6 protein-coding genes are annotated in these 6253 nt (G+C 73.7%); 4 read left to right on the top strand and 2 right to left on the bottom strand.

Translation table 11 applies throughout. From position 1 onward, the window contains the following. Both CCN29_RS31490 and CCN29_RS31485 read left to right on the top strand, forming a co-directional pair. Window positions 1-1224: phytoene desaturase family protein (locus CCN29_RS31490; RefSeq protein WP_086685950.1), on the top strand; the 1224-nt coding region annotated here is incomplete at its 5' end. Further along, window positions 1221-1751: an O-acetyl-ADP-ribose deacetylase gene (locus tag CCN29_RS31485; protein ID WP_006135035.1), complete on the top strand. Its 531-nt coding sequence runs from the start codon at window positions 1221-1223 to the stop codon at window positions 1749-1751. The genes CCN29_RS31490 and CCN29_RS31485, both read left to right, overlap by 4 nt. A gap of 35 nt (window positions 1752-1786) precedes the next feature. Here the strand turns inward: CCN29_RS31485 and CCN29_RS31480 are convergent, their stop codons facing one another. After that, window positions 1787-2809 carry an SPFH domain-containing protein gene (locus CCN29_RS31480; RefSeq protein WP_031017697.1) on the bottom strand — a complete coding sequence of 341 codons (1023 nt, stop codon included), beginning with the start codon at window positions 2807-2809 and terminating at the stop codon, window positions 1787-1789. Between the two features lie 4 nt (window positions 2810-2813). Beyond that, window positions 2814-3245 (bottom strand): NfeD family protein, encoded by a 432-nt coding sequence (locus tag CCN29_RS31475; RefSeq protein ID WP_006135038.1) that lies wholly within the window; start codon window positions 3243-3245, stop codon window positions 2814-2816. A 289-nt stretch (window positions 3246-3534) separates the two neighbouring features. Here CCN29_RS31475 and CCN29_RS31470 point away from each other — a divergent pair, with 289 nt between their 5' ends. Together CCN29_RS31470 and CCN29_RS31465 are read left to right on the top strand one after the other, a co-directional pair. Beyond that, a complete protein-coding gene (locus CCN29_RS31470; protein ID WP_086685948.1) occupies window positions 3535-5055 on the top strand; it encodes a potassium/proton antiporter in 1521 nt (506 codons plus the stop codon). A gap of 245 nt (window positions 5056-5300) precedes the next feature. Then, a partial coding sequence (locus tag CCN29_RS31465) for a sugar-binding domain-containing protein (protein WP_442538593.1) occupies window positions 5301-6253 on the top strand: 953 nt, incomplete at its 3' end.

Here is a 6253-nt window from a genome sequence, read left to right as displayed (position 1 = left end):
GTCAGCTCGCCCGCCTTCCGCGGCCTGCCGCTGGAGCGGCACGGCCTGGAGTGGCTGCACCCCGAGCTGCCCATGGCCCACCCCTTCCTGGACGGCACCGCGGCCGTGCTGTCCCGCTCGGTCGGCGAGACGGCCGCCTCCTTCGGGCCGCGCGACGCCGGCGCGTACCGGCGGCTCGTCACGCCGTTCCTGCACCGCTGGGACACCCTGGTCCGCGACTTCATGTCGCTGCCGCTGACCGCGCTGCCCCGCGACCCCGTCACCCTCGCCCGGTTCGGCCTCGTCGGACTGCCGCCGTCGACCTGGCTGGCCCGCCGCTTCCACGACGAGCGCGCCCGCACCCTCCTGGCCGGGCTCGTCGCCCATGTGATGGCCCCGCTCAACGGCTTCGCCACCTCCGCCATAGGTCTCGTCTTCGCCCTCGCCGCGCACACCCGCGGCTGGCCCGTCGCCCGCGGCGGCTCCCAGGCGATCTCCGACGCCCTCGCCGCCCACCTGCGCGAACTCGGCGGCACCGTGCACACCGACTACGAGGTCAAGCGCCTCGACGACCTGCCGCCGGCCCGGGCGTACGTCTTCGACACCTCGCCCACCGCGCTGGCCCGCATCGCCGGCTTCGGCGACCACTACGCCCGCTACCGCTACGGGCCCGGCGTCTTCAAGATCGACTATGCGCTGGACGGGCCCGTTCCCTGGACCGCCCCCGAGGCGCGCAGGGCCGGGACCGTGCAGATCGGCGCGGACAGCGCGGAGATCGGCGCCGCCCTGCGCGCCGCCTCCCGGGAGAACCGCGCCCCCGACGCGCCGTTCCTCATCACCGTGCAGCCCTCCGTCGTCGACCCCACCCGCGCGCCCGAGGGCAAGCACGTCTTCTGGGTCTACGGGCACGTCCCGCACGGCTGGACCGGCGACCTCACCGACGCGATCGAACGCCAGCTGGAGCGGTTCGCGCCCGGCTTCCGCGACCGCGTCCTGGCCCGCGCCACCGCGGGCCCGCCCGAACTGGCCGCGCGGAACGCCAACTACGTCGGCGGGGACATCGCCACCGGCGCGGTCTCCGGACTCCAGACGCTGCTGCGCCCCAAGCTGTCGCTGTACCCGTACGCGACCCCGCACCCCGCCGTGTTCATCTGCTCGCAGGCCACCCCGCCCGGCCCCGGCGTGCACGGCATGCCCGGCCACAATGCGGCCAAGGCCGTGTGGAGGAGGCTCCGCCAGACATGACCCCGACCCCCACGCTCACGCTGGTCCAGGGCGACATCACCCGGCAGAGCGCCGACGCGATCGTCAACGCGGCCAACTCGTCCCTGCTCGGCGGAGGCGGCGTCGACGGCGCGATCCACCGGCGGGGCGGCCCGGAGATCCTCGAGGAGTGCCGCGCCCTGCGCGCCTCGCGGTACGGCAAGGGGCTGCCCACGGGACAGGCCGTCGCGACGACGGCGGGCCGGCTGGACGCCCGCTGGGTGATCCACACCGTGGGCCCGGTGCACAGCGCGACCGAGGACCGCTCCGCGCTTCTCGCCTCCTGCTACCGCGAGTCCTTGCGCGTCGCCGGCGAACTGGGCGCCCGCACGGTCGCGTTCCCCGCCATCTCGACGGGCGTCTACCGCTGGCCGCTGGACGACGCGGCCCGCATCGCCGTGGAAACGGTCCGCTCGACGGACACCGCGGTCGAGGAGATCACGTTCGTCCTCTTCGACGAACGGGCGTACGAGGCGTTCGCGGCGCAGGTGGACCGAGGGGGCGCGTGAGCTTGCGCGCCCCTTCATGAGCGCCCGCGCCCGTTTCAGACCCCGGGCGGACGCCGGTCCGCCTCCGCCGCGTCGGCCACCGCCTCCGCCGCTGCCTGAGCCGCCTCCGCCGTGTCGTCGGCCGCCTTGGCCGCCGCCTCGTCGTCGGCCGGGGGCTTCGCCCGGGTGGCCGGCGACGGCGGCAGCGACTCGCTGAACGCCTTCGACACACCCTGGAGCGCCGTCGTGATCTCGCTCGGGATCACCCAGAAGTTGTTGCCCTGCCCCTGCGCGAGCTGGGGAAGCGCCGTCAGGTACTGGTAGGCCAGCAGCTTCGGGTCCGGGTCGTTGCGGTGGATCGCCTGGAACACCTCGTCGATGGCGCGCGACTGGCCCTCGGCCTCCAGGATCGCGGCGGTCCGGTTGCCCTCCGCGCGCAGCACGGCCGCCTGCTTGTCACCCTCCGCCGTCAGGATCTGCGACTGGCGCTGCCCCTCGGCGCCCAGGATCGCGGCCCGCTTGTCCCGCTCGGCCCGCATCTGCTTCTGCATGGCCTCCTTGATGGACTGCGGCGGGTCGATGGCCTTGATCTCCACGCGGTTGACCCGCAGCCCCCACTTGCCGGTCGCCTCGTCCAGCACTCCGCGCAGCTGGCTGTTGATGGTGTCCCGTGAGGTGAGCGTCTTCTCCAGGTCCATGGACCCGACCACGTTGCGCAGCGTGGTGACGGTCAGCTGCTCCACCGCCTGGAGGAAGCTGGCGATCTCGTAGAAGGCCGCGCGCGGATCGGTGACCTGGAAGTACAGCACCGTGTCGATCTCGACGACCAGGTTGTCCTCGGTGATGACCGGCTGCGGCTTGAAGGAGACGACCTGTTCACGCAGGTCGATCTGCGGATGCACCCGGTCGATGTACGGGATGACGAGGTTGAGACCGGGGGTCAGGGTCTTGTGGTAGCGGCCCAGCCGCTCCACGTTGCGGGCGCGCGCCTGGGGCACGATGCGCACCGCTCGGATCACCGTGAAGATCGCGAACAGTGCGATCAGCAGGCCGGCGACGAGGGAGGCGGAGACGTCCATGGCTTCAGTCCCGTGGGTAGACGATCGCGGTGGCGCCACTGATCTCGATGACGTCGACGGTCGTCCCCGGCGAGATCACCAGCGTTTCGTCGTAACTGCGGGCCGTCCACTCCTCGCCGTCGATACGGACCCTGCCGCCGGTGCCCGACACCGCCGTCAGCACCTGCGCGGGCCTGCCCACCAGCGCGTCCACGCCGAAGCGGGCACCCTGCGGGCGCTGGAGGTGGCGCAGGGCGAGGGGCCGTACGAACGCCAGCGTGACGGAGGCGAGGACGGCGTACGCGACCAGCTGGACCCAGAGCGGCAGCCCGGCCGCCGCGACTCCCGCCGTGACCAGCGCGGCCACGCTCAGCATGCCGAGGGCGGCGGTGAGGGTGCAGATCTCCGCCACGGCCAGGGCGGCCGCGACGATCAGCCAGATCAGCCAGGGGTCCATGTCGCGCCTTCTCTCACCCGGGGTGGAGGGCTGTGGCCCGGCGCCGGCCGGCACGCGAGGACAGGCCGGCACCTTTGCACCCACTTTACCCAGCGGCGGCCCGGGTGCCGAGGTCCGTGCACGGGGTATTCCCGCCGTACATGTCCGGTACGCGTCCCTTCGGGTGGCGCCCCTCATGGCGCCGCCCGCCCCGCCGCGCCGGGTGTGATCGTGAGGCAGGGCGTCCCCGCACGGACCGTGGGACGCCGGCGACCGACGGACGGCCGAGGACGGCACGAGGAACTGATCGATGACCCTGCCCGAGCTGTACGTGACGCTGCTCGTCGCGGGCACCGTGCTGCTGACCAGCATCGCCGCCGCCCGCACCGCGCACCGGGTGGGTCTGCCCAGTCTGCTGCTGTTCCTCGCGGTGGGGATCGTGGCCGGCGAGGACGGCCTCGGCCTGCGGTTCGACGACGCCCAGCTCGCCCAGGCCCTCGGCACCGCCGCCCTGGCCGTGATCCTCGTGGAGGGCGGGCTGACCACCCGGTGGAACGACGTCCGGCGGCTGGTGGCGCCCGCCGGGGTGCTGGCCACCGTGGGCGTCGGCCTGTCCCTCCTGGTCACCGCCGCGGGCGCGCACTGGCTGCTCGGCCTGGACTGGAACGTGGCGCTGCTGCTGGGCGCGATCGTCTCCTCCACCGACTCCGCCGCCGTCTTCTCCGTGCTGCGGGCGCTGCCGCTGCCGCGGAGGCTGACCGGCCTGGTGGAGGCCGAGTCCGGCTTCAACGACGCGCCCACCGTGATCCTGGTGCTGGTCTTCTCCACCACCACGTCCGGCGTCCCGCCAATCGTGCCGCTCCTCGGCGACCTGCTGTTCCAGCTCGCGGCCGGCGGGGCGCTCGGCGTGCTGACCGGGCTCCTGGGCGCGGTCGCGCTGCGCCACATCGCCCTGCCCGCCACCGGCCTCTACCCGCTGGCCACGGTCGGCTTCGGCATCATCGCCTTCGCCGCCGCCGGCGCGGCCGGCGCGAGCGGCATCCTCGCCGCATACCTGTCCGGGCTGGTCCTCGGCAACTCCCGGCTGCCGCACCGCGCCGCCACCCGGTCCTTCGCGGAGGGCGCGGGCTGGCTGGCGCAGATCGGCCTGTTCGTCATGCTCGGCCTGCTCGTCGACCCCAGCGAGCTGGCCGGGGCGGTCCTGCCCGCCCTCGTCGTCGGCCTGGTGCTGCTGCTCGTCGCCCGCCCCGTGTCCGTGCTGCTCTGCCTGCTGCCGTTCCGCGTCCCCTGGCGGCGGCAGGCGTTCATCTCCTGGGCGGGGCTGCGCGGCGCGGTCCCCATCGTGCTCACCACCTTCCCGGTGGTGGAGGACGTGCCGGACGCCCGCGAGATCCTCGACATCGTGTTCGTGCTGGTGGCCCTGTTCACCCTGCTCCAGGGCCCCACCCTGCCCGCCGTCGCCCGCCGCCTCCGCCTGGTCCGCACCGAGGCGCTGCGCGAGATCCAGGTGGAGACCGCGCCCCTCGACGTCCTGGACGCCGACCTGCTCACCGTGAGCATCCCCGAGGGCTCCCGCCTGCACGGCGTGGCCGTCTTCGAACTGCGGCTGCCGCCCCCGACCGTCGTCACCTTGATCGTCCGTGAGGGCGCCACGCTGGTGCCGGACCGCGGCACCGTCCTGCACGCCGGCGACGACCTCCTGCTCATCGCCACTCCGAGGACCCGCGAGGACGCCGAACGCCGGCTGCGGGCCATCGGCCGGCGCGGCAAGCTCGCCCGCTGGCTGGGCGAACGCGGCGCGCCGGACCCGGGCGGGGCCGCGGACAGATGACGGCACCCGGGCCGTCCCCCCGGACGCCACCTCGTACGGAATCATCACGACCGCACAGAGTCCGACGGCATCATTGCTTCGTTTGTGTGCGAGTTCTAGGGTGTGGCGGGCCCAGTAGTCGCACCGTCACCACCCGTCGTGGTTCTCCTCCGGCGTGACGTCGCCGCCGTGACGCCGCGCCGCCGGGGGATCCGGCGCGCCCTCAGTCCGCGCAGTGCCCTGTCGCACCGAGGAAGGCCACGGTCATGCCGCACCCGCACGCGTCCCCCGCCGCAGGTCCCGCCCGCCCCGTCCGTCCGGCCGTCAGCCGCCGCCGTCTCCTGGAGTCAGGGGCCGCCGTGCTCGGCGCGCTCGCCCTGTCCGCGCCGCCCGGCTCCGCGCACGCGGCCGGCCCGCGCCCGCTCCCCGACGACGGAACCCCGGAGTGGAACGACTTCGGCGTCTTCCGCCTCGGCACCGAACCCCCGCACACCACCCTCATGCCGTACGCCGGCCTGCCGCAGGCGCTCGCCGCCGACCGCACCCGCTCGCCCTACCGGCTCGACCTCGACGGCACCTGGAAGTTCGCCTACGCGGACCGGCCCGAGGACCGCGACCCCGACTTCCACCGCACCGACACCGACGACCGGAACTGGGAGACCGTCCCCGTCCCGTCGGTGTGGCAGCTCCACGGCCACGACTTCCCGATCTACCTGAACATCACCTACCCCTACTGGGGCCCCAACGGCCGCGGCGAGGAGCCCCGGCCGCCCGCCGCGCCCACCCGCTACAACCCGGTGGGCCAGTACCGCCGCACCTTCACCGTGCCGCGCGACTGGAGCGGCCGCCGCGTCTTCCTGCACTTCGAGGGCGTCAAGTCCGCGCACTACGTGTGGATCAACGGCGAACTCGTGGGCTACGACGAGGACTCCTACACGCCGTCCGAGTACGACGTCACCGACCACCTCCGGCCCGGAGCCAACCAGATCGCGGTCGAGGTGTACCGCTACTCCGACGGCGACTGGCTGGAGGACCAGGACATGATCCGGCTGAGCGGCATCTTCCGCTCGGTCTACCTGTACTCCACCCCGCCCGTGCACCTGCGCGACTTCAAGCTGGAGACGCCGCTGAACGACTCGTACACCGCCGCCGAGCTGGACGTCACCGCGCACGTGCGGGCGTACGGCGGGGGCGGGACCGGAACCGGGACCGCTGTCTC

The organism is Streptomyces pseudogriseolus (assembly GCA_002154585.1).
GTDB classification, from domain to species: Bacteria; Actinomycetota; Actinomycetes; order Streptomycetales; family Streptomycetaceae; genus Streptomyces; species Streptomyces pseudogriseolus.
This window is presented reverse-complemented; position numbering and strand designations above follow the sequence as displayed.

What these genes read in the sequence shown, in the direction of transcription:
- CCN29_RS31485 (WP_006135035.1), top strand. Translation starts at nt 1,221, where the DNA reads ATGACCCCGACCCCCACGCTCACGCTGGTCCAGGGCGACATCACCCGG.
- CCN29_RS31480 (WP_031017697.1), bottom strand. Translation starts at nt 2,809, where the DNA reads ATGGACGTCTCCGCCTCCCTCGTCGCCGGCCTGCTGATCGCACTGTTC.
- CCN29_RS31475 (WP_006135038.1), bottom strand. Translation starts at nt 3,245, where the DNA reads ATGGACCCCTGGCTGATCTGGCTGATCGTCGCGGCCGCCCTGGCCGTG.
- CCN29_RS31470 (WP_086685948.1), top strand. Translation starts at nt 3,535, where the DNA reads ATGACCCTGCCCGAGCTGTACGTGACGCTGCTCGTCGCGGGCACCGTG.